The 25051-nt window shown below is 53.5% G+C and carries 23 protein-coding genes and 6 tRNA genes; 15 read left to right on the top strand and 14 right to left on the bottom strand.

Annotated features, from left to right (window positions below; genetic code table 11):
- Window positions 1-83 precede the first annotated feature (83 nt).
- The 6 genes from ACQG03_RS15400 to pdxK all read left to right on the top strand — a co-directional run bounded on the left by ACQG03_RS15400 (window position 84) and on the right by pdxK (window position 5710).
- Window positions 84-1097 carry a sulfate ABC transporter substrate-binding protein gene (locus ACQG03_RS15400; protein WP_022648952.1) on the top strand — a complete coding sequence of 338 codons (1014 nt, stop codon included), beginning with the start codon at window positions 84-86 and terminating at the stop codon, window positions 1095-1097.
- Window positions 1097-1930, top strand: coding sequence for a sulfate/thiosulfate ABC transporter permease CysT (gene cysT / locus ACQG03_RS15395; RefSeq protein WP_022648951.1), 834 nt, complete (start codon window positions 1097-1099; stop codon window positions 1928-1930). Before ACQG03_RS15400 ends, cysT begins: the two co-directional genes overlap by 1 nt.
- Window positions 1930-2805: a sulfate/thiosulfate ABC transporter permease CysW gene (gene cysW / locus ACQG03_RS15390; protein ID WP_003861305.1), complete on the top strand. Its 876-nt coding sequence runs from the start codon at window positions 1930-1932 to the stop codon at window positions 2803-2805. The genes cysT and cysW overlap by 1 nt, the downstream gene beginning before the upstream one ends.
- Window positions 2795-3889, top strand: a complete 1095-nt coding sequence (cysA, locus tag ACQG03_RS15385; protein WP_022648949.1) for a sulfate/thiosulfate ABC transporter ATP-binding protein CysA — start codon at window positions 2795-2797, stop codon at window positions 3887-3889. The genes cysW and cysA overlap by 11 nt, the downstream gene beginning before the upstream one ends.
- Window positions 3890-3956: 67 nt before the next feature.
- Window positions 3957-4868, top strand: coding sequence for a cysteine synthase CysM (gene cysM / locus ACQG03_RS15380; RefSeq protein WP_022648948.1), 912 nt, complete (start codon window positions 3957-3959; stop codon window positions 4866-4868).
- A gap of 5 nt (window positions 4869-4873) precedes the next feature.
- The gene (gene pdxK / locus ACQG03_RS15375; RefSeq protein WP_022648947.1) at window positions 4874-5710 is read left to right on the top strand and encodes a pyridoxine/pyridoxal/pyridoxamine kinase; all 837 of its coding nucleotides are present in this window, start codon (window positions 4874-4876) and stop codon (window positions 5708-5710) included.
- 44 nt (window positions 5711-5754) lie between these two features.
- Here the strand turns inward: pdxK and crr are convergent, their stop codons facing one another.
- The 5 genes from crr to cysZ form a co-directional block, all read right to left on the bottom strand.
- Window positions 5755-6258 (bottom strand): PTS glucose transporter subunit IIA, encoded by a 504-nt coding sequence (gene crr / locus ACQG03_RS15370; protein ID WP_022648946.1) that lies wholly within the window; start codon window positions 6256-6258, stop codon window positions 5755-5757.
- A 43-nt stretch (window positions 6259-6301) separates the two neighbouring features.
- The gene (gene ptsI / locus ACQG03_RS15365; protein WP_022648945.1) at window positions 6302-8029 is read right to left on the bottom strand and encodes a phosphoenolpyruvate-protein phosphotransferase PtsI; all 1728 of its coding nucleotides are present in this window, start codon (window positions 8027-8029) and stop codon (window positions 6302-6304) included.
- Between the two features lie 45 nt (window positions 8030-8074).
- The gene (gene ptsH, locus ACQG03_RS15360; protein WP_000487600.1) at window positions 8075-8332 is read right to left on the bottom strand and encodes a phosphocarrier protein Hpr; all 258 of its coding nucleotides are present in this window, start codon (window positions 8330-8332) and stop codon (window positions 8075-8077) included.
- Window positions 8333-8649: 317 nt separating this feature from the next.
- Entirely contained in the window at window positions 8650-9621 is a 972-nt protein-coding gene (gene cysK, locus ACQG03_RS15355; protein WP_006811453.1) for a cysteine synthase A, read from the bottom strand.
- Between the two features lie 163 nt (window positions 9622-9784).
- Window positions 9785-10546, bottom strand: a complete 762-nt coding sequence (gene cysZ / locus ACQG03_RS15350) for a sulfate transporter CysZ (RefSeq protein WP_022648944.1) — start codon at window positions 10544-10546, stop codon at window positions 9785-9787.
- A gap of 229 nt (window positions 10547-10775) precedes the next feature.
- Between cysZ and zipA the strand changes: the two genes are divergently transcribed.
- From zipA to ACQG03_RS15335, 3 genes are all read left to right on the top strand, one after another.
- The gene (zipA, locus tag ACQG03_RS15345) at window positions 10776-11753 is read left to right on the top strand and encodes a cell division protein ZipA (protein WP_063163602.1); all 978 of its coding nucleotides are present in this window, start codon (window positions 10776-10778) and stop codon (window positions 11751-11753) included.
- A gap of 68 nt (window positions 11754-11821) precedes the next feature.
- A complete protein-coding gene (gene ligA / locus ACQG03_RS15340; protein ID WP_032623825.1) occupies window positions 11822-13837 on the top strand; it encodes an NAD-dependent DNA ligase LigA in 2016 nt (671 codons plus the stop codon).
- Window position 13838: 1 nt separating this feature from the next.
- Window positions 13839-14054 (top strand): DUF3820 family protein, encoded by a 216-nt coding sequence (locus ACQG03_RS15335; RefSeq protein WP_063163603.1) that lies wholly within the window; start codon window positions 13839-13841, stop codon window positions 14052-14054.
- Here the strand turns inward: ACQG03_RS15335 and ACQG03_RS15330 are convergent.
- Complete coding sequence (locus tag ACQG03_RS15330) at window positions 14051-15046, bottom strand: bile acid:sodium symporter family protein (RefSeq protein WP_022648941.1); 996 nt, start codon at window positions 15044-15046, stop codon at window positions 14051-14053. The two genes, ACQG03_RS15335 and ACQG03_RS15330, sit on opposite strands and share 4 nt — an antisense overlap.
- 89 nt (window positions 15047-15135) lie before the next feature.
- On the opposite strand from ACQG03_RS15330, the gene ACQG03_RS15325 reads away from it, so the two are divergent.
- Window positions 15136-16077 carry a LysR family transcriptional regulator gene (locus tag ACQG03_RS15325; RefSeq protein ID WP_022648940.1) on the top strand — a complete coding sequence of 314 codons (942 nt, stop codon included), beginning with the start codon at window positions 15136-15138 and terminating at the stop codon, window positions 16075-16077.
- Here ACQG03_RS15325 and ACQG03_RS15320 read toward each other — a convergent pair.
- The 5 genes from ACQG03_RS15320 to ACQG03_RS15300 all read right to left on the bottom strand — a co-directional run bounded on the left by ACQG03_RS15320 (window position 16068) and on the right by ACQG03_RS15300 (window position 16924).
- A complete protein-coding gene (locus tag ACQG03_RS15320) occupies window positions 16068-16409 on the bottom strand; it encodes a FlxA-like family protein (protein WP_022648939.1) in 342 nt (113 codons plus the stop codon). The two genes, ACQG03_RS15325 and ACQG03_RS15320, sit on opposite strands and share 10 nt — an antisense overlap.
- A gap of 137 nt (window positions 16410-16546) precedes the next feature.
- A tRNA-Lys gene (locus ACQG03_RS15315) sits at window positions 16547-16622 on the bottom strand.
- A gap of 4 nt (window positions 16623-16626) precedes the next feature.
- Window positions 16627-16702: transfer RNA gene (locus ACQG03_RS15310), tRNA-Val, on the bottom strand.
- 29 nt (window positions 16703-16731) lie between these two features.
- Window positions 16732-16807, bottom strand: a tRNA-Val gene (locus ACQG03_RS15305).
- A gap of 41 nt (window positions 16808-16848) precedes the next feature.
- Window positions 16849-16924, bottom strand: a tRNA-Val gene (locus tag ACQG03_RS15300).
- Between the two features lie 258 nt (window positions 16925-17182).
- On the opposite strand from ACQG03_RS15300, the gene gltX reads away from it, so the two are divergent.
- On the top strand, window positions 17183-18598 hold the full coding sequence (gene gltX / locus ACQG03_RS15295; protein WP_022648938.1) for a glutamate--tRNA ligase: 1416 nt from the start codon (window positions 17183-17185) through the stop codon (window positions 18596-18598).
- Window positions 18599-18649: 51 nt separating this feature from the next.
- Here the strand turns inward: gltX and ACQG03_RS15290 are convergent, their stop codons facing one another.
- Window positions 18650-19036 (bottom strand): YfeC-like transcriptional regulator, encoded by a 387-nt coding sequence (locus tag ACQG03_RS15290; protein ID WP_063163604.1) that lies wholly within the window; start codon window positions 19034-19036, stop codon window positions 18650-18652.
- Window position 19037: 1 nt separating this feature from the next.
- Window positions 19038-19400 (bottom strand): YfeC-like transcriptional regulator, encoded by a 363-nt coding sequence (locus ACQG03_RS15285; RefSeq protein ID WP_022648936.1) that lies wholly within the window; start codon window positions 19398-19400, stop codon window positions 19038-19040.
- Between the two features lie 217 nt (window positions 19401-19617).
- On the opposite strand from ACQG03_RS15285, the gene ACQG03_RS15280 reads away from it, so the two are divergent.
- The 3 genes from ACQG03_RS15280 to ACQG03_RS15270 all read left to right on the top strand — a co-directional run bounded on the left by ACQG03_RS15280 (window position 19618) and on the right by ACQG03_RS15270 (window position 22210).
- Window positions 19618-19693: transfer RNA gene (locus ACQG03_RS15280), tRNA-Ala, on the top strand.
- Window positions 19694-19734: 41 nt separating this feature from the next.
- A tRNA-Ala gene (locus tag ACQG03_RS15275) sits at window positions 19735-19810 on the top strand.
- Between the two features lie 210 nt (window positions 19811-20020).
- Window positions 20021-22210, top strand: a complete 2190-nt coding sequence (locus ACQG03_RS15270; RefSeq protein WP_063138120.1) for an EAL domain-containing protein — start codon at window positions 20021-20023, stop codon at window positions 22208-22210.
- 45 nt (window positions 22211-22255) lie between these two features.
- On the opposite strand, the gene nupC is transcribed toward ACQG03_RS15270, so the two are convergent.
- Window positions 22256-23443, bottom strand: a complete 1188-nt coding sequence (gene nupC / locus ACQG03_RS15265; protein ID WP_022648934.1) for a nucleoside permease NupC — start codon at window positions 23441-23443, stop codon at window positions 22256-22258.
- 345 nt (window positions 23444-23788) lie between these two features.
- On the opposite strand from nupC, the gene ACQG03_RS15260 reads away from it, so the two are divergent.
- Complete coding sequence (locus tag ACQG03_RS15260) at window positions 23789-25027, top strand: Nramp family divalent metal transporter (protein WP_023300656.1); 1239 nt, start codon at window positions 23789-23791, stop codon at window positions 25025-25027.
- Window positions 25028-25051 lie beyond the last annotated feature (24 nt).

The following is a 25051-nucleotide window of genomic DNA, read 5'->3' as shown; positions in this document are numbered from 1 at the left end:
CGGTATATAAAACCGTTACTCCTTTAGACTCCGTTATAAATATTATGACTATAAGATAGTCATCACATTTATAAGGGTGCGCAATGGCCGTTACTGTACTGAAAAAAGGATCGCTGGCACTGGCAGGTTTACTGCTGGTGGCGCAGGCGCAGGCAACCGAGTTGCTGAACAGTTCTTATGATGTTTCGCGCGAGCTGTTTGCCGCCCTTAATCCCGCATTTGAACAGCAGTGGGCGAAAGAGAACAACGGCGACAAGCTGACCATCAAGCAGTCGCACGCTGGCTCATCTAAGCAGGCGCTGGCCATTTTGCAGGGGCTGAAAGCGGACGTGGTGACCTACAACCAGGTCACGGACGTGCAGATCCTGCACGACAAAGGCAAACTGATCCCGGCGAACTGGCAAAGCCGCCTGCCGAACAACAGTTCGCCATTTTACTCCACCATGGGCTTCCTGGTGCGCAAGGGCAACCCGAAGAACATCCACGACTGGAACGACCTGGTGCGTTCAGACGTAAAGCTGATCTTCCCGAATCCGAAAACCTCCGGCAACGCACGTTACACCTATCTGGCGGCGTGGGGCGCGGCGGACAAAGCTGACGGTAACGATAAAGCGAAAACCGAACAGTTTATGACCCAGTTCCTGAAAAACGTCGAGGTGTTTGATACCGGCGGTCGTGGCGCAACCACCACCTTCGCCGAGCGCGGGCTGGGCGACGTGCTGATCAGCTTTGAATCCGAAGTGAACAATATTCGTAAACAGTACGAAGCGCAGGGCTTCGAAGTGGTTATCCCGAAAACGAACATTCTGGCCGAGTTCCCGGTGGCGTGGGTGGATAAAAACGTTAAGGCTAACGGCACAGAAAAGGCGGCGAAAGCCTACCTGAACTATCTGTACAGCCCGCAGGCGCAAACCGTTATCACCGACTACTACTACCGTGTCAACAACCCGGACGTGATGAGCAAGCTGAAAGACAAATTCCCGCAGACCGAGCTGTTCCGCGTGGAAGATCATTTCGGCGCCTGGCCTGAGGTCATGAAAACGCATTTTGTCAGCGGCGGTGAGTTGGACAAACTGCTGGCAGCGGGGCGTAAGTAATGTTTGCAGTGTCCTCCAGACGTGTGCTGCCGGGCTTTACCTTAAGCCTCGGTACCAGCCTGCTGTTCGTCTGTCTGATTTTGTTATTACCGCTCAGCGCGCTGGTGATGCAGCTCGCTGAGATGAGCTGGTCCCAGTACTGGGAAGTGATTACTAACCCGCAGGTGGTGGCGGCCTACAAGGTCACCCTGCTGTCTGCGTTCGTGGCCTCGATTTTTAACGGCGTGTTTGGCCTGCTGATGGCGTGGATCTTAACTCGCTATCGCTTCCCTGGCCGCACCCTGCTCGACGCGCTGATGGATCTGCCGTTTGCCCTACCGACGGCGGTTGCCGGTTTGACGCTGGCGTCGCTGTTTTCCGTGAACGGCTTTTACGGTGAGTGGCTGGCGAAGTTTGATATCAAAGTGACCTATACCTGGCTCGGTATCGCGGTGGCCATGGCCTTTACCAGCATCCCGTTTGTGGTACGTACCGTGCAGCCGGTGCTGGAAGAGTTAGGACCCGAATACGAAGAGGCCGCAGAAACGCTCGGCGCCACGCGCTGGCAGAGTTTTCGCAAGGTCGTGCTGCCGGAACTCTCTCCGGCGTTGCTGGCGGGTATCGCGCTCTCCTTTACCCGCAGCCTCGGTGAATTTGGCGCGGTCATTTTTATCGCCGGGAACATCGCGTGGAAAACCGAAGTGACCTCGCTGATGATTTTTGTCCGTTTGCAGGAGTTTGATTATCCGGCCGCGAGTGCGATTGCCTCGGTGATCCTTGCCGCGTCGCTGCTACTGCTGTTCTCGATTAACACTCTGCAAAGTCGCTTTGGTCGACGTGTGGTAGGTCACTGATGGCGGAAGTTACGCAATTGAAGCGCTATGACGCGCCCCGCATCAACTGGGGCAAATGGTTTCTGATTGGTACCGGCGTGCTGGTCTCCGCATTCATTCTCGTCGTGCCGATGGTGTACATCTTCGTTCAGGCCTTCAGCAAAGGGATTATGCCCGCGCTGCAAAACCTGGCCGATCCGGACATGCTCCACGCCATCTGGCTGACGGTCATGATTGCCCTGATCACCGTCCCGGTGAATCTGGTGTTTGGCGTATTGCTGGCCTGGCTGGTAACGCGCTTTAACTTCCCGGGGCGTCAGCTGCTGCTGACCCTGCTGGATATCCCGTTTGCGGTGTCACCGGTGGTGGCGGGTCTGGTTTATCTGCTCTTCTACGGTTCCAATGGCCCGCTGGGCGGCTGGCTGGATGAACACGACCTGCAGATCATGTTCGCCTGGCCGGGGATGGTGCTGGTGACCGTCTTTGTCACCTGTCCGTTCGTGGTACGCGAGCTGGTGCCGGTGATGCTCAGCCAGGGCAGCCATGAAGATGAAGCCGCGGTGCTGCTCGGCGCTTCCGGCTGGCAGATGTTCCGCCGCGTCACGCTGCCGAATATCCGCTGGGCACTGCTTTACGGCGTGGTGCTGACCAACGCCCGTGCGATCGGTGAGTTTGGCGCGGTGTCGGTGGTATCCGGCTCGATTCGCGGCGAAACCCTGTCGCTGCCGTTACAGATTGAATTACTGGAACAGGACTACAACACCGTCGGTTCCTTTACTGCCGCAGCGTTGCTGACGCTGATGGCGATTTTGACCCTGTTTTTGAAGAGTGTGGTGCAGTGGCGTTTAGAGAATCAGGAAAAACGTCAGCATCAGGAGGGAAATCATGAGCATTGAGATTGCCAATATTAAGAAGTCTTTTGGTCGCACCCAGGTGCTGAATGATATCTCGCTGGATATCCCTTCCGGACAAATGGTGGCGCTGCTGGGGCCGTCTGGCTCCGGTAAAACCACGCTGCTGCGTATTATCGCCGGGCTTGAGCACCAGACCAGCGGACATATCCGCTTCCACGGTACGGACGTAAGCCGTTTGCATGCCCGCGACCGTAAAGTGGGTTTTGTATTCCAGCACTACGCCCTGTTCCGCCACATGACGGTATTCGACAACATCGCGTTTGGTTTGACCGTACTGCCGCGTCGTGAGCGTCCGAATGCGGCCGCCATCAAAGCGAAAGTGACCAAACTGCTGGAGATGGTGCAGCTGGCTCATCTGGCGGACCGCTTCCCGGCACAGCTTTCTGGCGGGCAGAAACAGCGCGTGGCGCTGGCGCGTGCGTTAGCCGTGGAACCGCAAATCCTGCTGCTGGACGAACCGTTTGGCGCGCTGGATGCGCAGGTGCGTAAAGAGCTCCGCCGCTGGCTGCGTCAGCTTCATGAGGAACTCCAGTTCACCAGCGTTTTCGTGACCCACGATCAGGAAGAGGCGATGGAAGTAGCCGACCGCGTGGTGGTGATGAGTCAGGGCAACATTGAGCAGGTTGACGAGCCAGAGCAACTCTGGCGTGAACCGGCGACCCGCTTTGTGCTGGAGTTTATGGGGGAAGTAAACCGCCTTCAGGGTACTATTCGCGGCGGTCAGTTCCACGTTGGCGCGCACCGCTGGCCGCTGGGGTATACCTCCGCGCACCAGGGACCGGTGGATCTGTTCCTGCGCCCGTGGGAAGTGGACGTCAGCCGCCGTACCAGCCTGGACTCACCGCTTCCGGTGCAGGTGCTGGAAGCTAGCCCTAAAGGTCACTACACCCAATTAGTGGTACAGCCCCTGGGCTGGTACACCGAGCCGCTAACCGTAGTTATGCGTGACGACGAGCCGCCGCACCGTGGGGAACGCCTGTTTGTGGGGCTGCAACACGCGCGCATTTATCACGGCAACGAGCGCATCGAGACGCGCGAGGATATTGCTCTGGCGGAGTCAGCCTGATAGGTTATTGAGTATGTTTTTCGCCCGGTGGCGTGATGCTTACCGGGCTTTTTATTGAGTAAAAAACGTGAATACACTCGAACACACCATCGGCAACACCCCTCTGGTCAAACTTCAGCGCATGGGGTGTGACAACGGCAGCGAAATCTGGGTCAAACTTGAAGGCAATAACCCGGCGGGGTCGGTGAAAGACCGGGCGGCGCTGTCGATGATTGTTCAGGCCGAAAAGCGCGGCGAAATAAAGCCCGGCGACGTGCTGATCGAAGCCACCAGCGGTAACACCGGTATCGCACTGGCGATGATAGCCGCCCTGAAAGGCTATCGTATGAAGCTGCTGATGCCGGATAACATGAGCCAGGAGCGCCGTGCCGCCATGCGTGCCTACGGGGCCGAGCTGATTCTGGTGAGCAAAGAGCAGGGTATGGAAGGGGCGCGAGATTTAGCGTTAGCGATGGCGGAGCGCGGGGAAGGCAAGCTGCTCGACCAGTTTAATAACCCGGACAACCCGTACGCGCACTACACCACCACCGGCCCGGAAATCTGGCAGCAAACCGGCGGGCGCATCACCCACTTTGTCTCCAGCATGGGGACCACGGGCACGATCACCGGTGTGTCACGTTTTCTGCGCGAGCAGGAGCAGCCGGTGACGATTGTCGGCCTCCAGCCGGAAGAGGGAAGCAGTATTCCGGGCATTCGCCGCTGGCCCGCGGAGTATATGCCGGGCATCTTTAATGCGCAGCTTGTGGACCAGGTGCTGGATATTCATCAGCGCGAGGCGGAAAATACCATGCGTGAGCTGGCCGTGCGTGAAGGCATCTTCTGCGGCGTCAGTTCGGGTGGCGCGGTAGCGGGGGCGATTCGGGTGGCTAAGGCAAACCCGGGTGCAGTAGTGGTAGCGATTATTTGCGATCGCGGCGATCGCTACCTGTCGACCGGCGTCTTTGGTGAAGAGAGTTATTCGCAGGGGGCGGGGATTTAAGCGTCATGGAGATGATTTTATTCCGGGATAACACCCGGGCGCAGCAAACCGATATTGTCGCCGTTCAGTCGCAGGTGGTGTACGGCAGTGTGGGAAACAGCATCGCGGTGCCAAATATTCGCACCCATCGACTGAACGTTACCGCCGTGCCGACGGTGCTGTTCAGCAATACGCCTCACTACGACACCTTCTACGGCGGGGTGATCCCGGACGAGTGGTTCAGCGGCTACCTGAAGGCGCTGGAAGAGCGCGAGATCCTGCGCGAGCTTAAAGCAGTCACTACCGGCTATATGGGCAGCGCCAGCCAGATCGTGCTGCTGGCGCAGTGGCTGAAGGCGATCAAAGTTCAACATCCCGATCTGCTGGTGCTGGTCGACCCGGTAATCGGAGACATCGACAGCGGGATGTACGTGAAGCCGGATATTCCTGAAGCCTACCGTGAGCACCTGCTCCCGCTGGCCCAGGGCATTACGCCCAACGTGTTTGAGCTGGAAGTGCTGAGCGGCAAACCGTGCCGTACGCCGGAGAGCGCCATTGCCGCCGCGCAGGGGCTGCTGTCTGACACGCTTAAATGGGTGGCGATCACCAGCGCGCCAGTGGCTGACGATCCGCAAAATATCCACGTCGTGCTGGTGAGCGAGGAGGGCGTTACCGTAAGCGCACACCCGCGCGTTGAGACGGATCTGAAAGGGACGGGGGATCTGTTCTGTTCGGAGCTGGTGAGCGGTATCGTCGGCGGTAAAACCGTGGCCGACGCCATTCGCATGGCGGGCGACAGGGTGACTGACGTGATGATCTATACGCAGTCGAAAGGCTACGACGAGCTTATTCTGCCTGCATAAACAAAAATGGCGCCCGAAGGCGCCATTTTACCGTGCGGCAAGAATTACTTCTTGATGCGGATAACCGGGGTTTCACCCACGGTAACGCTGCCAGACAGTTTGATCAGCTCTTTGATTTCGTCCATGTTGGAGATAACAACCGGAGTCAGGGTAGACTTCGCTTTTTCTTCCAGCAGTGGCAGATCGAATTCAATTACAGGGTCGCCAACTTTAACACGCTGGCCTTCTTCCGCGATACGTTTGAAGCCTTCGCCTTTCAGTTCAACGGTGTCGATACCGAAGTGAACGAACAGTTCGATACCGCTATCGGATTCGATAGAGAACGCATGGTTGGTTTCAAAAATCTTACCAATGGTACCGTCAACTGGAGCAACCATTTTGTTGCCAGTTGGTTTGATAGCAATGCCATCACCAACGATTTTCTCAGCAAACACTACATCCGGCACGTCTTCGATATTGACGATCTCGCCGGAGAGCGGAGCAACAATCTCAATAGTTCCGGAGTCGCTATTGCTTTTGTCACCGAACAGTTTACTAAATAAACCCATTAGACTTATCTCCTAAGCAGTAATTTGGGCCGCATCTCGTGGATTAGCAGATTGTTTTTTCTTCAATGAACTTGTTAACCAGCGTCATTAACTCGTCCGTTGTCGGTTGAGCAAGAGCCTGCTCTGCTAATACCTTCGCATCTTCGAAGTTCGTGTTACGGATAATCTTCTTGATGCGCGGGATGGAAATGGCGCTCATAGAGAATTCGTCCAAACCCATACCCAGCAACAGAAGTGTAGCACGTTCGTCGCCTGCAAGCTCACCACACATGCCAGTCCATTTACCTTCTGCATGAGAAGCATCAATAACTTGCTTGATCAAATTCAGTACAGACGGCGACATTGGCTGGTAGAGATGTGAAATCATATCATTACCACGGTCAACTGCCAGGGTGTACTGTGTTAAATCATTGGTACCGATACTAAAGAAATCAACTTCTTTGGCTAAATGACGTGCAATGGTCGCGGCTGCCGGTGTTTCCACCATCACGCCGATCTCGATTGACTCGTCAAATGCTTTACCTTCGTCACGCAGTTCCTGCTTGTAGATTTCAATCTCTTTCTTCAGTGCACGCACTTCTTCAACAGAGATGATCATCGGGAACATGATGCGCAGCTTACCGAAAGCGGATGCACGCAGGATAGCGCGAACCTGGTCACGCAGGATCTCTTTGCGATCCATGGCGATACGTACGGCACGCCAGCCCAGGAACGGGTTCTCTTCTTTCGGGAAGTTCATGTACGGCAGCTCTTTGTCGCCACCGATATCCATGGTGCGGACGATAACGGCCTGCGAGCCGCACGCTTCCGCAACCGCTTTGTACGCTGCAAACTGCTCTTCTTCCGTTGGCAGGGCGTCGCGGTCCATGAACAGGAATTCAGTACGATACAGACCTACACCTTCCGCACCGTTGCGCTCAGCGCCGTCAACGTCACGTACGGTACCGATGTTAGCGCACACTTCAACCTGATGGCCGTCCAGCGTGATGGCTGGCAGATCTTTCAGTTTAGCGAGTTCCGCTTTCTCGGTAGCAACCTGCTCCTGAACGGAACGCAGCTGCTCGATCACATCGTTAGTTGGGTTGACGTAAACCACGTTGTTTACGGCATCCAGAATCAGATAGTCGTCGTTTTTCACCTGCGAGGTGACGCTACCGGTACCCACGATGGCTGGTAGCTCCAGAGAACGCGCCATGATAGAGGTGTGGGAGGTACGTCCACCTGCATCAGTAATGAAACCCAGCACCTTGTTCAGGTTCAGCTGTGCGGTTTCAGACGGGGTCAGGTCAGCGGCAACCAGGATGACTTCGTCCTGAATCGCGCTCAGATCGATGATGGCCAGACCCAGGATGTTGCGCAGCAGGCGCTTACCGATGTCACGTACGTCAGCCGCACGCTCTTTCAGGTATTCATCGTCCAGTTCTTCCAGGGCAGTTGCCTGACCTTCGATAACTTCATGCGCAGCCGCGTCGGCCGTCATGCCTTTATCTTTAATCAGGGCTATGATTTCCTGCTCCAGCTCCTCATCTTCGAGCAGCATAATGTGCCCTTCGAAGATGGCTTCTTTTTCTTCACCGAAAGTTTCGCCAGCTTTAGTTTTAATCGCTTCCAGTTGCGCAGATGCCTTGGCACGACCGCTCAGAAAACGTTCAACTTCCTGATCAACCTTGTCGGCAGAAATTTTTTTCCGGTCAATGACGATTTCGTCTTCTTTCAGCAGCAATGCTTTGCCGAAAGCGATACCCGGGGATGCTAAAATGCCTGAAATCATAACCCTACCTTACTTGTGACTGATATTGAAAAGAACCCGGTAAACTTACTCGAGTTCAGCCATCAGCTTAACCAGATGCTCAACTGCTTTCTGCTCGTCTTCACCTTCAGCGGAGATGGTAACAACGGTACCCTGAGTCAGACCCAGAGTTTGCAGCTTGAACAGGCTTTTTGCGCTAGCGCTTTTGCCGTTGGAAGTCACAGTGATTTCAGAAGTGAAGCCTTTCGCTTCTTTAACAAACTGAGCAGCAGGGCGGGTGTGCAGACCGTTCGGAGCGGTAATGGTAACTTCTTGCTGGAACATTGTATTTCCCCAACTTATAGGTTTAGTGTTGTGGAACTAAAGTCTAGCCTGGCGACTTAACTTTAGCCTGTATAGTTAGCGCTGACGTTTCAATCGTCATTAAACATTATGCAGTGAAAGCAAGACTTGAACCAAATCATAAAATCGATTCAGCAGCGCTATTTCGTTCACCGATTAATTTCGCGCATCAAAATAATTGCTGGTTTAAATACCAGACCCAACGGGGTGAAGCAATGCCAGGAGGGGTAAAACTTTGAAGCAGGCCACAAAAAAGCACCTGAAAAGGTGCTTTTTTACGCGTTTTTAACATACTGGCATCACTGTTGCAGTTCTTTCTCTGTGAACAGATCGGCAAACAGTGCTGTGCTTAAGTAACGCTCACCCGAAGACGGTAGGATAACCACAATATTCTTGTTGGTAAAGGTTTCGTCTTCGAGCAGTTTGAGAGCTGCAGCAACCGCCGCACCGGAAGAGATACCTGCCAGAATGCCTTCCTCGTCCATCAGGCGACGCGCCGTGGAGATGGCTTCTTCATTGGTGATGGCGACCACTTTATCGATCAGCTTCAGATCGAGGTTGCCTGGAATAAAGCCAGCGCCGATACCCTGGATTTTGTGCGGACCTGGTTTGATCTCTTCGCCTGCCAGCGCCTGAGCGATAACCGGCGAGTCGGTTGGCTCAACGGCAACGGTAATCAGATCTTTTTTACCTTTCGTGCCTTTAATATAGCGAGACACCCCGGTCAGCGTACCGCCGGTGCCTACGCCGGAGATAAACACATCAACCTGACCGTCGGTATCTTCCCAGATTTCCGGGCCGGTGGTTTTCTCATGAATTTCCGGGTTGGCCGGGTTGCTGAACTGCTGGAGCAGCAGATACTTTGCAGGATCGCTGGCGACGATTTCTTCGGCCTTCTGAATCGCGCCCTTCATGCCTTTCGCGCCTTCCGTGAGGACCAGATTCGCACCCAACGCTTTCAGCAGCTTACGGCGCTCAATACTCATGGTTTCAGGCATAGTCAGCGTCAGCTTATAGCCGCGCGCCGCCGCAACATAGGCCAGGGCGATACCGGTATTGCCGCTGGTGGGTTCAACCAGCTCAACGCCAGGTTTCAGCACGCCACGCTTTTCAGCATCCCAAATCATATTCGCACCGATACGGCATTTAACGCTGAAGCTTGGGTTACGAGATTCGACCTTCGCCAGAATGCGTCCATTACCGATACGGTTCAGTCGAACCAGGGGCGTATGACCGATAGTCAGCGAGTTGTCTTCATAAATCTTACTCATGGCCTGTCCTTAACTGTATGAAATTGGGATACCGACCCAGCATACCTGTTGAACAAGTATGGGGAAGTAAGGAAATCGCATATCTATATGCTGCAAGGAAATAATGGGGATCAGTATGGAATAAGGGGCGGCATAAGCCACCCCTCTTTTACACATTTTTGCATTACTTCCATAACGCGTGCTTAGCACGGTAGCAGTCCACCCACATCGCCGTCGCGCCGCAAACGGCAACGGGCATGATGAACAGATTCAGGAAAGGGATCATGGTGAACAGGCTGGTAAGAGCACCAAACTGCATATTGGCAACCTTCTGAGTGCGCAGGGCAGTGCGCATCTCTTTAAACGGCACTTTGTGGTTATCGAACGGATAATCACAGTACTGGATAGCAAGCATCCAGGCGCTGAACAGGAACCACAGCACGGGTGCGACCGTCTGGCCGATCCCGGGTACAAAATAAAGGATGAGCAGCACAATCGCCCGCGGCAGGTACCACGCAAACTTCTGCCATTCGCGCTTCATGATGCGGGGGACATCTTTCACGATCCCCAGTACGCCCGTGTCAGGCGGCGCCGCACCGGTCAGGCGCGCTTCCAGCTGTTCGGCCAGCAGACCGTTGAACGGCGCGGCTATCCAGTTAGCTATCGTCGAAAAGAAATAGCCGAAAACCAGCAGCACGGAGATAACCGCAATCGGCCAGAGCAGGTAGTCCAACCACTGTAACCAGTCCGGCACATAGCTCATCAGGGAAGGGATCCAGCTTTCCAGCCTGGTGAACAACCACCAGAACGCGCCCCCCATCAGAATAATGTTGATCAGTAACGGCAAAACAACGAAGCGTCGAATGCCCGGCAGGGAGACCAGTTTCCAGCCCTGAGAAAAGTACCAGACCCCGCTGCGTGGGGCAGAAGAAGATGTTGAAACCATACCAGGCTGTACTCCTTTTTACACAACCAGTGGAATTGCCCGCCTATATTATCCAGTTACGGGCCAATGACCAGTTCGGAAATGTTCGAAAAACCAGCAAAAAGCACGATTTAGTTCATCTTTATGCTGTGAATGCTCTGCATACACTTGCACTTGACGTAAACGGCAAATACTCTTAGTGAGTAAATGTTTGCCGTGGTGGCAAGGTGTTAGAACAACAGAGAATATAATGATGCAGGATTTGCGTCTGATATTAATCATTGTTGGCGCGATCGCCATAATCGCTTTACTGGTACATGGTTTCTGGACCAGCCGTAAAGAGCGTTCCTCTATGTTTCGCGATCGTCCACTGAAGCGCATGAAGTCCAGTCGCGAAGACGATGACGTTGAAGACGACATCGATGGTCTTGACGACGACGGTGTGGGTGAAGTTCGTGTTCATCGGGTCAATACTGCGCCCGGCGCAGCGCATGGAGAGCATGAAGCTCCCCGCGCTCTGCAGCACCAGTATCAACCACCGTATGCCTCTGCCCAGCCGCGCCAGCCAGCGCCGCCGCCAGTGGAAGAACCTGTTCGTCATCCGTCGCAGCAGCCTGTGCAACAGCAGCCCGTTGCGCCACAGCCTGTACAGCAGCAACCTGTGCAACAGCCTGCACAGCCAGTGCATCAGCCACAGCCAGTGCAACAGCCGCAGCCGGTAGAACAACCGCAGCCTGAATCTGCACCGCCTGCGCCACAGCCCGCTCCGCGCGTTGAGCCAGAACCGGTTGTTGAAAAGCCGCAGCGTAAAGAAGCGGTAATCATCATGAATGTGGCTGCTCATCATGGCACCCATCTGAACGGTGACGTGCTGCTTAACAGCATCCAACAGGCAGGCTTCAAGTTCGGCGACATGAATATTTTCCATCGCCACCTGAGTCCTGACGGCAGCGGTCCGGCGCTGTTCAGCCTGGCCAATATGGTCAATCCAGGCACGTTTGACCCGGAAATGACCGGTGATTTCGTCACGCCTGGGGTTACGATCTTTATGCAGGTGCCGTCCTACGGTGACGAGCTGCAAAACTTTAAGCTGATGCTACAGTCCGCTCAGCACATCGCCGACGAAGTGGGCGGTGTGGTGCTCGACGATCAGCGTCGTATGATGACGCCGCAGAAACTGCGCGAATATCAGGACCGCATCCGCGAAGTTAAGGAAGCTAACGCGTAATCGTCGCGTTTACTTCAACTCCTCCTCAACCCCCGCCTGTCGGGGGTTTTTCTCATTGATGGTGCGATATGGACTCAATCGAACAACAACTTACTGAACTGCGAACCACGCTTCGCCATCATGAATATCTCTATCATGTTATGGACGCACCGGAAGTGCCGGATGCGGAATATGACCGCCTGATGCGTGAACTGCGCGAGCTGGAAGCGCAGCACCCGGAGCTGATTACGCCCGATTCCCCAACGCAGCGCGTCGGCGCGGAACCGCTGGGTGCTTTCAGCCAGGTGCGCCACGAAGTGCCGATGCTGTCGTTGGATAACGTGTTTGATGAAGAGAGTTTTCTGGCTTTCAACAAGCGCGTGCAGGATCGCCTGAAGAGCGTCGACAATCTTAGCTGGTGCTGCGAGCTAAAACTGGATGGTCTGGCCGTCAGCATTCTTTATGAGAACGGCGTGATGGTACGTGCCGCAACGCGCGGCGACGGCACCACCGGGGAAGACATCACCACCAATGTGCGCACCATTCGTGCGATCCCGCTGAAGCTGCGTGGCGATAATATTCCTGCGCGGCTGGAAGTGCGCGGGGAAGTTTTCCTTCCGCAGGCGGGGTTTGAGAAGATCAATGAAGAAGCGCGTCGTACCGGGGGTAAAGTGTTTGCAAACCCGCGTAACGCGGCGGCAGGTTCGCTGCGCCAGCTCGATCCGCGTATCACCGCGAAGCGACCGCTTACTTTCTTCTGCTACGGCGTCGGGATCCTGGAAGGCGGTGACCTGCCGGATACCCACCTGGGTCGTTTAATGCAGTTCAAAGAGTGGGGTTTGCCGGTAAGCAACCGCGTGCAGCTTTGCGACTCTCCAGAGGCGGTGCTGGCGTTCTATCACAAGGTTGAAGAAGATCGTCCCACGCTTGGGTTTGATATTGATGGCGTAGTGATCAAGGTTAACTCCCTGGCATTGCAGGAACAGTTGGGTTTTGTTGCCCGGGCGCCACGCTGGGCAGTGGCCTTTAAGTTCCCGGCGCAGGAGCAGATGACCTTCGTTCGCGACGTGGAATTTCAGGTAGGACGTACGGGGGCGATTACGCCTGTGGCGCGTCTGGAGCCTGTGCAGGTGGCTGGCGTGCTGGTCAGTAACGCTACGCTGCATAACGCCGATGAAATTGCCCGTCTGGGGCTGCGAATTGGTGACAAAGTGGTGATTCGCCGCGCGGGCGATGTGATCCCGCAGGTGGTTAACGTAGTGGAATCAGAACGTCCTGCCGATACCCGTGCCATCGAGTTTCCTGCCCATTGTCCGGTATGTGGTTCGGACGTTGAGCGCGTGGAAGGTGAAGCGGTAACGCGCTGTACGGGCGGGTTAATCTGCGGCGCGCAGCGTAAAGAGTCCCTGAAGCACTTTGTCTCCCGCCGGGCGATGGACGTCGACGGAATGGGTGACAAGATCATCGACCAGTTAGTTGAGAAAGAGTATGTCCATACGCCAGCGGACCTCTTTACCCTGACGGCAGGTAAGCTGACCGGTCTTGATCGTATGGGGCCGAAATCTGCCCAGAACGTGGTCAATGCGCTTGAGGCGGCCAAAAATACTACCTTTGCCCGTTTCCTTTACGCGCTCGGCATTCGTGAAGTCGGAGAGGCGACGGCGGCAGGGCTGGCGGCGTATTTCGGCACGCTGGAGGCTCTTGAGAAAGCCACCATCGACGAACTACAGAAAGTCCCTGACGTTGGCATAGTGGTCGCTACCCACGTCTTCAACTTCTTCGCCGAAGAGAGCAACCGTGAAGTGATCGGTAAATTACTGGAACAGGGCATTCACTGGCCCGCACCGGTAGTGGTTAATGCAGAAGAGATCGACAGCCCGTTTGCCGGTAAAACGGTGGTGCTGACCGGCAGTCTGAGCCAGCTCTCGCGTGATGACGCGAAAGCGCGCCTGGTGGCGCTTGGGGCAAAAGTGGCGGGAAGCGTGTCAAAGAAAACCGACCTGGTGATCGCCGGGGAAGCGGCCGGTTCGAAGCTGGCAAAAGCGCAGGAGCTCGGCATCGAGGTGATCGATGAAGCGGAAATGATGCGCCTTTTAGGAGAGTGATGTGGAAAAAGAGCAGCTCGTTGAGATCGCCAATACGGAGATGCCGTTCGGTAAATATAAGGGCCGCAGGCTGATTGATTTACCGGAAGAATATCTGCTGTGGTTTGCCTGTAAGGATGAGTTTCCTGCCGGGCGTCTTGGCGAGCTGATGGCTATCACATTACTGATCAAAACAGAGGGGCTGACCCAGCTGGTGCAGCCCCTGAAACGTCCTTAAACTTTCGCGGCGCGGGTCTCTTCCTGCGCCAGCTTTTCAGTCTGTGCCTTGTAACGCCGCGCCAGTACCGCACACACCATCAGCTGGATCTGATGGAAAATCATCAGCGGCAGTACCATCATCCCAATGACCGACGTCGGGAACAGAATATTGGCCATCGGGATCCCGTTGGCCAGGCTCTTTTTCGATCCACAGAATACGATGGTGATTTCATCGGCCTTATTGAAGCCGCATTTGCGGGCCACAAAGACGTTAACCGCGATCACAATGGTCAGCAGAACAATGCTTACCACCACAATAAACAGCAGCGATCCTGCACCAACCCTGTGCCAGATGCCGTTCACCACGGCTTCGCTGAAGGCCGTGTAAACCACCAGCAAAATGGAGCTTTGGTCCGTTTTCCCGATCCATTTTTTGTGTTTCGCCACAAACGCCCCAATCCAGGGGCGGGATAAGTGTCCGAGCACAAACGGCAGTAGCAGTTGCAGACAAATTTTACCCACCTGCTCCAGATTACCTTCTGCACCATGCATGTTCATCAGCAGACCGACCAGCAGCGGTGAAACAAAGATCCCGAGCAGGCTGGAAGCCGAAGCAGAACAGACCGCCGCCGCGACGTTGCCGCCAGCCAGCGAGGTAAAGGCAATAGCAGACTGCACGGTGGCCGGCAAAATGCACAGATAAAGGAAACCGGTATAGAGTGCCGGATCGACATTCACCGGCGCCCACCAGGCAAACAGCACGCCCAGAACAGGGAAGAGGATAAAGGTGCTGCACATTACCCAGAGGTGCAGTCGCCAGTGGCTACCGCCTGCAATAATGGCTTCCCGGGAGAGTTTGGCGCCATGCATAAAGAACAACAGGGCAATGGCTGCCGTGGTCAGCCCTTCAATGACCGGAACGAAACCGCCCCGCGCCGGGAAGAACGAGGCCAGCAAGACGACACCAATCAGGGTCAGCGTAAACGGATCAAGGATACGAAAAAGTTTCATAATCACTCCTGAAAACAGATGCCGCTATTGTGCTTTCTTCCCTTTGAGAAATAAAATTGATTTATTGCATCCATTCATGAATTAAACAGATGAATTATTCACTACGTCAGCTTCGTGTTTTCGTCACCGTCGCGCAGGCCCGCAGCTTCAGTCGGGCAGGGGAGATGATTGGCCTCAGCCAGTCGGCGGTGAGCCATAGCGTGAAAGAGCTGGAAACTCAAACCGGCGTGAAGCTGCTCGACCGCACGACGCGCGAAGTGGTGCTCACCGAAGCGGGACATCAGCTGGCAACGCGTCTGGAAAGGCTGCTGGATGAACTGAACAGTACGCTGAGGGACGTCGGACGGCTTGGACAACAGCTTTCCGGTACCGTGAGAGTGGCGGCGAGCCAGACGATTTCGGCGCATCTTATTCCCCAGTGCATCGCTGAAAGTAATCACCGCTATCCGGATATCGATTTTGTTTTGCACGACAGGCCGCAGCAGTGGGTACTGGAGAGTATTCGTCAGGGGGATGTGGATTTCGGGATTGTTATCGATCCCGGAGCGGTAAGCGACCTGGAATGTGAAGTGGTACTCTCGGAACCCTTTTTATTGCTCTGCCGCGATGATGATCCTCTGGCATCGCTGTCGCAGGTGGCCTGGCAAGCCTTACAGGGGGCAAACCTGGTGTTACAGGATTATGCATCAGGTAGCCGCCCGCTGATAGATGCCGCACTGGCCGCACAGGGCGTAAAGGCAACCATTGTGCAGGAGATTGGGCATCCTGCCACGCTCTTCCCCATGGTCGAAGCGGGGATTGGGATCAGCGTTCTGCCTGCGCTGGCGCTTCCACTGCCGCAGGGAAGTCGTTTAACGGTGAAGCGTTTCCTGCCCTGTATTGAACGCCAGCTGATGCTGGTACGCCGTAAAAACAGGTCTCTTTCCGGAGCGGCTCATGCCTGCTGGGATGTGGTGCGTATGCAGGCCAGGCGTCTGATGGAGGCCCGCACGCGCGATCCACTTTTTAACGAAACCAATGATCAGATATAGATATCAATCTGATGTTCTGCGGAGGGTTTATTGACGCCTTCCGCCACGGCCTGACCGCTTTCCTGTTTTGGCATCGCCTCTTCTGCCTGCTGACGCTGCAATTGCGCCAGCTGTGCCTGCAACATAGCCAGCTGAGATTCGAGCAATTCTTGCTGCTTTTGCTTTTCTTCCGCTGTGGCATCACCCATGGCGACTTCTTTGAGTTGCTGAGTGACTTTCGTTATCTGTTTGGTCAGACGGGTGATCTGGGAAGCAATGTCGTTTCCGCCGGAGCTGTTATCTACGCTGCCGATTTCCATCGCCGACAGAGAAACGGGCTTAAGAGTTGTCATATTGAGATCCTTTTCGCCATAAAATAGAGGTATCGGCAAAGAAGGCGTGAGCTTGAGTAAAACAAGCGGTTTGGCTGCAATGGGGATGTGCTATATCGCAGATAGCAAAAAAGCGCCTTTAGGGCGCTTTTTTACATTGGTGGGTCGTGCAGGATTCGAACCTGCGACCAATTGATTAAAAGTCAACTGCTCTACCAACTGAGCTAACGACCCGAAATGGTGGGCGATGACGGGCTCGAACCGCCGACCCCCTCCGTGTAAAGGAGATGCTCTACCAACTGAGCTAATCGCCCATTTCGGAACTGCTACGATAAGGTGAGAATGGTGGGCGATGACGGGCTCGAACCGCCGACCCCCTCCGTGTAAAGGAGATGCTCTACCAACTGAGCTAATCGCCCAATCTCAATTCTTATCTACACTGCGAGTCTACCGAAGTAGATGGTGGGTGATGACGGGCTCGAACCGCCGACCCCCTCCGTGTAAAGGAGATGCTCTACCAACTGAGCTAATCACCCCCGCTGTGTGGAGTCGCATTATAGGGAGAGTTGAAAATGAGTCAACGCATTTTCTAAAGTTTTTATTCGTTCGTCGTAAAATTAGTCAAAACGATCGCAAAACGGACTGTGGTGCATGATTTCTAAACAAAAACAGCAATCTCGAACCGGATAAAGTGATCGACATTGAGGAATCGGCCCACAGTGATAGAATATTGCCCATTGTTTTCTTCCCAGGATTTGCCGATTACCGGCATCTTTATAACGTAAGGCCATTTCATGAAAATCAAAACTCGCTTCGCGCCGAGCCCGACAGGCTATCTGCATGTCGGTGGTGCACGTACTGCTCTCTACTCCTGGCTTTTCGCACGCCACAACAAAGGTGAGTTTGTGCTGCGTATTGAAGACACCGACCTGGAGCGCTCAACGCCGGAAGCAATTGAAGCCATTATGGATGGGATGAACTGGCTGAATCTGGAGTGGGACGAAGGCCCATACTTCCAGACCAAACGTTTTGACCGCTATAACGCCGTAATTGACGAGATGCTGGTCGCAGGCACGGCCTATAAGTGCTACTGCTCAAGGGAGCGTCTGGATGCGCTGCGCGAAGAGCAAATGGCAAAAGGCGAAAAACCGCGTTATGACGGTCGTTGCCGTCATGACCACAGCGAGCATGCTGCTGATGAGCCTTGCGTAGTGCGTTTTGCTAACCCGCAGGATGGCTCTGTTATCTTTGATGACCAGATCCGTGGCCCGATCGAATTCAGCAACCAGGAGCTGGATGACCTCATCATTCGTCGTACTGACGGCTCGCCAACCTATAACTTCTGCGTAGTTGTGGACGACTGGGATATGGAAATCACTCACGTGATCCGTGGTGAAGACCATATCAATAACACCCCGCGTCAGATCAACATTCTGAAAGCGCTGAACGCGCCTGTACCGGTGTATGCGCACGTATCGATGATCAACGGTGACGACGGTAAAAAGCTGTCCAAACGTCATGGCGCGGTGAGCGTGATGCAGTACCGTGATGACGGCTATCTGCCGGAAGCGCTACTGAACTATCTGGTGCGTCTGGGCTGGGCTCATGGTGACCAGGAGATCTTCAGCCGCGAAGAGATGATCGAGCTTTTCTCTCTGAACTCGGTAAGCAAATCAGCCAGCGCGTTCAACACTGACAAACTGCTGTGGCTGAACCATCACTACATCAATACCATGCAGCCAGAGTATGTGGCGACTTATCTGCAATGGCACATTGAGCAGGCAAACATCGATACCCGTACGGGCCCTGAACTGGCGGATCTGGTGAAGCTGCTTGGCGAGCGTTGCAAAACGCTGAAAGAGATCGCCGAGAGCTGCCGCTACTTTTATGAAGAGTTTGACGCGTTCGACGCCGATGCGGCCAAGAAACACCTGCGTCCGGTTGCGCGTCAGCCGCTGGAAGTGGTGCGAGATAAACTCGAAGCCATTACCGAATGGACTGCAGAAAATGTTCACCACGCGATTCAGGCAACCGCTGATGAGTTGGAAATTGGCATGGGTAAAGTCGGTATGCCGCTGCGCGTTGCGGTGACGGGGGCAGGCCAGTCTCCGGCGCTGGACGTGACCGTTCATGCCATTGGCAAATCACGTAGCGTTGCGCGTATCAACAAGGCGCTGGGCTTTATTGCTGAGCGCGAAAGCCAGCAGTAATGCTCGTGAAATACAAATAACGGCAGGGTAACCTGCCGTTTTTTATGTCTGTTATTCAGCAATACCAAGACGCGTGAGAAAACCCTGCAAACCTTCGCGAGCGAGCAGCTTGTGCAAACGTTCCTGTTCGACAGTTGTCATGTTTTCCAGCGAGTCGATAATTTGTGGAAGCAGGCTGGATGAGGTCGCCACGCAATAGAGTGAAGGGCTTTCTGCCACATGGTAAACAGCCCGACTGTTACGAATGGCGGGAAGGCTAATGATGTGCTCCTTAACGTGCGCATCAATACATATCACCCTCGCTCTTCCGCCTTTTACACCGTTGATACCCTCCGTTTTCCATCCTTTCTGTCGTATCCAGCGATTAACGGTTTGTCGGGCGACGCCCAGACTGTCCGCCAGCTCTTCCGTGGTCATTTTGCTGCGTAATCTTTTCATATTAGCGTTGGTCGCGAATCCCTAAGCGTTGTAACAATCCGGTAATCCCTTCCCGCAGTAACAGAGATGTCATCTGCTTTTGCTCATCCGGCGTCATTTCATTCGCCAGCGTCAGGAGCAGGGCGTGAAGCGAGCCTTCGTGGTACGCCTTTTCTGGCATTTCCGGCGACTCTGTTACCCTGCGTGCGCTGCGAATAAAGTCGCGCACTTTTTCATTGACGTGTACCAGACGCGCCTTGCCGCCCTGAACGCCTGGTTTTGGCGATGTAATCCAACCCTCTTTGCGTACCCATTTATTGATGGTCTGTCGGCTATAGCCAGTCAGCAGGGCTAACTCTTCTGGCGTCATTCGTTCCTTGATCATACAATTTCCTGAATATCTGTGGGGTTAATTAGTGGTTCATTTTATAGCACCGTTTTACGTGAAAACGTGACAAGCTTAACTCCTGGCTGCGAGCAGACTCGCAAAGTGATTCATTTGCATGATTTTTCGGCGGTTGAAAGGCTGAGGTTGAATTTGCCGTTGACACTGTACGGCGGAATTCATATTATGCCGCCCGTCAACATGACAGCTTTACGATGGGGCTATAGCTCAGCTGGGAGAGCGCCTGCATGGCATGCAGGAGGTCAGCGGTTCGATCCCGCTTAGCTCCACCAAACTCTGAACCCAACAGAGTACGGTAGGTAAAGTAACATGTGGGGCTATAGCTCAGCTGGGAGAGCGCTTGCATGGCATGCAAGAGGTCAGCGGTTCGATCCCGCTTAGCTCCACCAAAATTTAAACCCTCGTCGTCAGACGGGGGTTTTTTATATCTTGTAAAATATTTAGACTGTTTTTGTTGCAATTAACGTCATTTTCTATACCTCACCTCAATCCAAATCAATAAATAAGTCCATAAATAGACCTAAACTTGATTCGTCCAATTAATAAACCTATTATCGATCCGGTCAATAAGACGATGGTTAAATAGATTACCCGGATTAATGAATAGAAAAATTTACAATAATGTAAAAATATTTATGATTGCCCTGGCGCTAAGCCTGATTGCGATCCCCTTTTCCCGTTATATCTCTCCGCGCGCTATCGTTAACGAAAATGATGTTTATTTAGCGTGGCTGCCCTTAAGCGCCATGCTCGCCATTGTGTTGTTATTTGGACGACGGGCAATCATTCCTTTGTTGCTAAGTTTTAGTGTTACTAATGCTTATTACTTTGATTTAGCCCCGCTACAATCTATCGTTTTATTATGTTGTCAGACGTTTTCCGTCTTCGCCGCCTGTGGCGTTATCCGTTTGATGCTGGGCAAGCGCTGGCGCCACAGCATGCCGAATAAGTACATTGGTATACGTATTTTATGGCTCGGATTTATGGTGCCTGTGGGCATCAAATTATCGATGTATCTGGCGGGGTATTTATTTGATTTCCCGGTAACCATCTCCTCCTATTTCGGCGAAGGCTCTGCAATTTATAACGTTATCGATATTCAGAGTCTGATTTGCGCCGCCCTGATTTTCACCATGATGTTCTATTATCCATTAAGAATGATTATTAATCCTCGCTATGCCCGAACATTCTGGCGGCGAAGCGTGAAGCCCCTCTTTTGCAACAAAAAAGCGTTATTTATCGTTGTGTGGCTGATGCTGTTGGTCTCAATGATCGCTATTTTATGCGCGCCTTTTGAGTCGCAGTTTATTGCGGGTTATTTGATGCCGACCGTTTTCATTCTTTTTACCCTGGGTATTGGTCGTTTGAGCTATGCGCTCATCTCTTTATTCTGGGCAGCCTCAGCGCTCATGTTGTTGACCTATAATTATAATTTTCTCAATGGCGTTGAATCGGGCCACTCGCTCTCCTTTATTCTGTCGGTACTCATCTCTTTCGCTATCTGCCTGCTTTACATGTCGCAGATCTATCAGAAAAGTGAATGGCTGAAACAGGGGTGGCAGGATAGGGCGCTTACCGATCCGCTCACCGGTCTGCCTAACATTCGTGCGCTGGAAGTTTTTCTACAGCATCATCCTGAGGCCAAAGTCTGCTGCTTGCGTCTGGATAATCTGGAATTCCTGAGCCGTCACTACGGCATCCTCATGCGCGTGCACTGTAAAAAGATGATCACCGCGTCGCTGCAGCCGTTATTGCAAAAAGACGAGAAGCTCTTCCAGTTACCAGGCAGTGAACTGATGTTGGTCTTGCTGGGACCGGGCACGGCTGAACGTCTGCAATTTATGGTTGACCATCTGAACAGCCGTAAAATTATCTGGAACAAGACTGAGCTCGACATTGAGTTTGGTGCCTCCTGGGGGGAAGTGCCAAATGGAGAAAGCGTGCATCACACGCTGGGTCAGTTGAGCTGGCTGTCCGAGCAGTCCTGTTCCGGGCATAACGTCCTTGCGTTAACCAACAGTCTGGATGATGTTTCTGGTCATACGACTGACAGGGTGCTAATGCTGGCCCGTATAAAACGCGCCCTTGATATCGGTGGTCTCCATCTTTACGCGCAGCCAATTCACAACGCGCGCGGAGAAGGGTACTTTGAAATCCTTTCGCGTCTTGAAAGTGATGGTGAGATCATCACCCCTGACCGCTTTATTCCGCTGATTGCTCAGTTCAACCTGAGCCACCGATTCGACCTGAACGTGGTGGAAAAATTGCTGATGTGGATGCGCAGTCATCCATCCGGACGGGCCGGAACGCGGTTCTCCGTTAATCTGATGCCGCTGACGCTGATGCAGAACGAGATTGCAACTGAGATCATCGCGCTTTTTGAACGCTACGCCGTTGCACCGCAAGATATCGTCATTGAGATCACCGAGGAACAGGCTTTCTCTGACTCGGGAAGCAGCATCAACAATATCCAGCAGCTGCGGGATTATGGCTTCCGCATTGCTATCGATGACTTTGGTACCGGCTATGCCAACTTTGAGCGCCTGAAGCGACTGGAGGCCGATATCATTAAGATCGATGGCTGCTTCGTGAAAGATATCTGCACCGACAGCATGGATGCGATGATCGTGCAGTCCATTTGCAACATGGCAAAAACGAAATCGCTTTGTGTGGTGGCTGAATATGTGGAATCGGCTGAACAACGCGAGATGTTGCTGCGATACGGCGTTGATTATTTGCAGGGCTATTTGATTGGTAAACCACTGCCCCTGACGGCGCTGGAGACATAAAAAAACCGGGAGCGATGGCTCCCGGTTTTCATTGAGCGGTATGGATTACAGCACCAATGCTGCGATAGAGGCAGACAGGACGCTCACCAGCGTTGAACCGTAAACCAGCTTCAGGCCAAAGCGAGAAACGACGTTACCTTGCTCTTCGTTCAGGCCTTTAATCGCACCAGCGATAATACCGATGGAAGAGAAGTTCGCGAAGGAGACCAGGAAGACGGACAGGATCCCTTCCGCACGCGGGGAGAGCGTGCTGGCAATCTTCTGAAGATCCATCATCGCCACGAATTCATTGGATACCAGTTTCGTTGCCATGATACTGCCCACCTGCAACGCTTCGTGAGCGGGCACACCCATTACCCAGGCGACCGGGTAGAAGATATAGCCCAGAATACCCTGGAACGAAATACCAAGTACGGCCGCAAACAGGGCGTTCAGCGCAGCGATCAGTGCGATAAAGCCAATCAGCATCGCGGCAACGATAATCGCAACCTTGAAACCCGCCAGAATGTATTCACCCAGCATTTCGAAGAAGCTCTGTCCCTCGTGAAGGTTTGACATCTGAATGTTCTCTTCGCTGGCATCCACGCGGTACGGGTTAATCAGCGAAAGAACAATAAAGGTGCTGAACATATTCAGAACCAGCGCTGCAACCACGTATTTAGGTTCCAGCATAGTCATATACGCGCCCACGATAGACATGGAAACGGTAGACATTGCTGTCGCCGCCATGGTGTACATGCGGTTACGGGACATCTTGCCGAGGATATCTTTATACGCAATGAAGTTCTCAGACTGACCCAGGATCAGCGAGCTGACTGCGTTAAAGGATTCCAGCTTGCCCATGCCATTAACTTTCGATAACAGGAAGCCGATTGCACGGATAACCACCGGCAGAACACGAATGTGCTGGAGGATCCCGATCAGGGCAGAGATGAAGACGATAGGGCAGAGCACTTTCAGGAAGAAGAAGGCCAAACCCTGATCGTTCATGTTGCCAAAGACAAAGTTAGTCCCGTCGTTGGCAAATCCGAGCAGTTTTTCGAACATTTCGGAGAAGCCTTTCACGAAGCCGAGGCCTACGTTGGAGTTCAGGAAGAACCACGCAAGTAAAACTTCAATGACCAGCAGCTGGACAACATAGCGAATACGAATATTTTTGCGGTCAGTGCTGACCAGCAATGCGAGTGCAGTAACGACAACGAGTGCCAGGACAAAATGAAGGACGCGGTCCATATTTGCTCCAAATATGAGGCAGGTTTAATTTCCGTGCACATTCTATGTAACAAGCACAAAGAAAACGAGATCAAGCCCACACTATAGTTACATCCTGTGACGAGTCTCAAAAATAGTGATCAACAATACATTTTTGTTATGTTAGGTAAATGAGTGAAAAGTTAAGTTTGTGTGCTACGCTTCACAAATGTCTGCGCATTTTCACATTCTGTGACCTTGCTCCACCTGCCTGTCCATTGTCCCTGGCTATCAGAGTAATCATGTTAACCATTACAAATGAATTTGATAATCATTCTCATTTTGATAGCATAAAACATAGCACAGGCTATATTTCCAGAGGCAGAAATGACGAATAGTCGCGTAGAGAGTAGCAGCGGCAGGGCGGCACGCAAGCTGCGGTTCGCATTAATGGGACCTGCATTCATTGCCGCGATTGGCTACATCGATCCGGGTAATTTTGCGACCAATATTCAGGCCGGGGCCAGTTTCGGCTATAAGCTGCTGTGGGTTGTGGTGTGGGCCAACCTGATGGCGATGCTGATTCAGATGCTTTCCGCGAAGCTGGGTATTGCCACCGGGAAAAACCTGGCGGAGCAAATCCGCGATCACTATCCGCGTCCGGCGGTATGGTTTTACTGGGTCCAGGCGGAAATTATCGCCATGGCCACCGATCTCGCCGAGTTTATCGGGGCGGCGATCGGCTTTAAGCTTATTCTGGGCGTCTCCCTGCTACAGGGCGCCGTGCTGACCGGTATCGCCACGTTCCTTATTTTGATGCTCCAGAGGCGGGGACAAAAACCGCTGGAGAAAGTCATCGGCGGCCTGCTGCTGTTCGTCGCTGCCGCCTATATTGTTGAGTTGATTTTCTCCCAGCCGAATCTGGTGCAGTTGACGAAAGGGATGGTGATCCCGTCGTTACCCACCTCTGAAGCCGTATTTCTGGCCGCCGGGGTGCTGGGGGCGACCATTATGCCGCACGTAATTTATCTGCACTCTTCTTTAACCCAAAATCTACACGGCGGGACGAGTAAAGAGCGCTACTCCGCCTCGAAATGGGATGTGGCAATTGCGATGACCATTGCCGGATTTGTGAATCTGGCGATGATGGCGACTGCCGCCGCCGCGTTTCACTTTAACGGGCATACCGGGGTTGCCGATCTCGACCAGGCGTACCTGACGCTGGAGCCGTTGCTGAGCCATGCCGCTGCCACTATTTTTGGTTTAAGCCTGGTTGCTGCGGGACTTTCCTCTACGGTTGTGGGGACACTGGCCGGGCAGGTGGTGATGCAGGGGTTCGTACGTTTCCATATTCCACTGTGGGTTCGCCGTTCGGTAACGATGCTGCCTTCCTTTATTGTAATTCTGATGGGGCTGGATCCGACCCGCATTCTGGTGATGAGTCAGGTGCTGCTGAGTTTCGGTATTGCGCTGGCGCTGGTGCCGCTACTGATATTCACCAGCAACAAATCGCTGATGGGCGATCTGGTGAATTCGACGTGGGTGAAACGCGCCGGGTGGGCCATTGTGGTCGTGGTGGTGGCGTTAAACATGTGGTTGCTGATAGGCACAGCCGCAGGCCTGTAAAAGAAAAAGGAGCCGTGAGGCTCC

The sequence above is a fragment of the Enterobacter cloacae complex sp. 342H5 genome (assembly GCF_050030905.1).
In the GTDB taxonomy this organism is placed as follows: domain Bacteria; phylum Pseudomonadota; class Gammaproteobacteria; order Enterobacterales; family Enterobacteriaceae; genus Enterobacter; species Enterobacter intestinihominis.
The sequence above is the reverse complement of the archived record's forward strand: the minus strand, read 5'-3'. Positions and strand labels throughout refer to the sequence as shown.

What these genes read in the sequence shown, in the direction of transcription:
- zipA (WP_063163602.1), top strand. Translation starts at nt 10,776, where the DNA reads ATGATGCAGGATTTGCGTCTGATATTAATCATTGTTGGCGCGATCGCC.
- cysW (WP_003861305.1), top strand. Translation starts at nt 1,930, where the DNA reads ATGGCGGAAGTTACGCAATTGAAGCGCTATGACGCGCCCCGCATCAAC.
- ACQG03_RS15270 (WP_063138120.1), top strand. Translation starts at nt 20,021, where the DNA reads ATGAATAGAAAAATTTACAATAATGTAAAAATATTTATGATTGCCCTG.
- ACQG03_RS15325 (WP_022648940.1), top strand. Translation starts at nt 15,136, where the DNA reads ATGAATTATTCACTACGTCAGCTTCGTGTTTTCGTCACCGTCGCGCAG.
- ACQG03_RS15330 (WP_022648941.1), bottom strand. Translation starts at nt 15,046, where the DNA reads ATGAAACTTTTTCGTATCCTTGATCCGTTTACGCTGACCCTGATTGGT.
- cysT (WP_022648951.1), top strand. Translation starts at nt 1,097, where the DNA reads ATGTTTGCAGTGTCCTCCAGACGTGTGCTGCCGGGCTTTACCTTAAGC.
- ACQG03_RS15320 (WP_022648939.1), bottom strand. Translation starts at nt 16,409, where the DNA reads ATGACAACTCTTAAGCCCGTTTCTCTGTCGGCGATGGAAATCGGCAGC.
- ACQG03_RS15285 (WP_022648936.1), bottom strand. Translation starts at nt 19,400, where the DNA reads ATGATCAAGGAACGAATGACGCCAGAAGAGTTAGCCCTGCTGACTGGC.
- cysZ (WP_022648944.1), bottom strand. Translation starts at nt 10,546, where the DNA reads ATGGTTTCAACATCTTCTTCTGCCCCACGCAGCGGGGTCTGGTACTTT.
- cysK (WP_006811453.1), bottom strand. Translation starts at nt 9,621, where the DNA reads ATGAGTAAGATTTATGAAGACAACTCGCTGACTATCGGTCATACGCCC.
- ptsH (WP_000487600.1), bottom strand. Translation starts at nt 8,332, where the DNA reads ATGTTCCAGCAAGAAGTTACCATTACCGCTCCGAACGGTCTGCACACC.
- ligA (WP_032623825.1), top strand. Translation starts at nt 11,822, where the DNA reads ATGGACTCAATCGAACAACAACTTACTGAACTGCGAACCACGCTTCGC.
- ptsI (WP_022648945.1), bottom strand. Translation starts at nt 8,029, where the DNA reads ATGATTTCAGGCATTTTAGCATCCCCGGGTATCGCTTTCGGCAAAGCA.
- gltX (WP_022648938.1), top strand. Translation starts at nt 17,183, where the DNA reads ATGAAAATCAAAACTCGCTTCGCGCCGAGCCCGACAGGCTATCTGCAT.
- cysA (WP_022648949.1), top strand. Translation starts at nt 2,795, where the DNA reads ATGAGCATTGAGATTGCCAATATTAAGAAGTCTTTTGGTCGCACCCAG.
- crr (WP_022648946.1), bottom strand. Translation starts at nt 6,258, where the DNA reads ATGGGTTTATTTAGTAAACTGTTCGGTGACAAAAGCAATAGCGACTCC.
- nupC (WP_022648934.1), bottom strand. Translation starts at nt 23,443, where the DNA reads ATGGACCGCGTCCTTCATTTTGTCCTGGCACTCGTTGTCGTTACTGCA.
- ACQG03_RS15260 (WP_023300656.1), top strand. Translation starts at nt 23,789, where the DNA reads ATGACGAATAGTCGCGTAGAGAGTAGCAGCGGCAGGGCGGCACGCAAG.
- ACQG03_RS15400 (WP_022648952.1), top strand. Translation starts at nt 84, where the DNA reads ATGGCCGTTACTGTACTGAAAAAAGGATCGCTGGCACTGGCAGGTTTA.
- ACQG03_RS15290 (WP_063163604.1), bottom strand. Translation starts at nt 19,036, where the DNA reads ATGAAAAGATTACGCAGCAAAATGACCACGGAAGAGCTGGCGGACAGT.
- pdxK (WP_022648947.1), top strand. Translation starts at nt 4,874, where the DNA reads ATGGAGATGATTTTATTCCGGGATAACACCCGGGCGCAGCAAACCGAT.